The organism is Pseudomonas edaphica, assembly GCF_005863185.1.
GTDB classification, from domain to species: domain Bacteria; phylum Pseudomonadota; class Gammaproteobacteria; order Pseudomonadales; family Pseudomonadaceae; genus Aquipseudomonas; species Aquipseudomonas edaphica.
The window spans coordinates 1-1,083 of record NZ_VBVZ01001026.1; the positions used below are offsets into that span (position 1 = coordinate 1).

The following is a 1,083-nucleotide window of genomic DNA, read 5'->3' on the forward strand; positions in this document are numbered from 1 at the left end:
CTATCAGGACTTCTCCCGCTGGCTGGCCAATACGCCGCCGGAACTGTTGGCCCAACGGCGTCGCGAAGCCGATTTGCTCTTCCACCGCGCCGGGATCACCTTCACCCTCTACGGCGACGAACAAGACACCGAGCGCTTGATCCCCTTCGATATCATCCCGCGCAGCATCCCCGCCAGTGAATGGGCCATGATCGAACGCGGCTGCATCCAGCGCGTCAATGCGTTGAACATGTTCCTTGCCGATATCTATCACGACCAGCGCATCATCAAGGCCGGGATCATCCCGGCGGACCAGGTGCTGGGCAACGAGGGTTATCAAAAGGCGATGGTCGGGCTGGACCTGCACCGTGACATCTACTCACATATTTCCGGCGTGGACCTGGTACGCGACGGCGACGGCACCTACTACGTGCTTGAAGACAACCTGCGCACCCCCAGCGGCGTGAGCTACATGCTCGAAGACCGCAAGATGATGATGCGCCTGTTCCCGGAAGTGTTCGCCAAGCAGCGCATCGCGCCGGTGGACCACTACCCCAACCTGCTGCTCAAGACCCTGAAAAGCTCGAGCCGGCTCGACAACCCCAATGTGGTGGTGCTGACGCCGGGGCGTTTTAACAGCGCGTTCTTCGAGCATGCGTTCCTGGCCCGGGAAATGGGCGTGGAGCTGGTGGAAGGCGCCGATCTGTTCGTGCACGACCTGAAAGTGTTCATGCGCACCACCGACGGCCCTAAACCAGTGGACGTGATCTACCGGCGTATCGACGACGCATTCCTTGACCCCCATGCCTTCAACCCGGACTCCATGCTTGGCGTGCCCGGCCTGGTCGCCGCTTACTGCGCCGGCAATGTGGTGCTGGCCAACGCCATCGGCACCGGCGTAGCCGATGACAAGTCCATCTACCCTTACGTGCCGGAAATGATCCGCTTCTATCTGGACGAAGAGCCGGTGCTGCAAAACGTACCGACCTTCCAGTGCCGCAAACCGGATGAACTGTCCCATGTGCTGGCGCATTTGCCGGAACTGGTGGTCAAGGAAACCCAAGGCTCCGGCGGCTACGGCATGCTGGTTGGCCCGGCTTCGAC

1 protein-coding gene is annotated in these 1,083 nt (G+C 61.2%); it reads left to right on the forward strand.

The window, feature by feature from the left end:
- Positions 1-1,083, forward strand: a 1,083-nt coding sequence (locus FEM54_RS33005) for a circularly permuted type 2 ATP-grasp protein (protein ID WP_138454329.1), incomplete at both ends; no start/stop codon positions are given.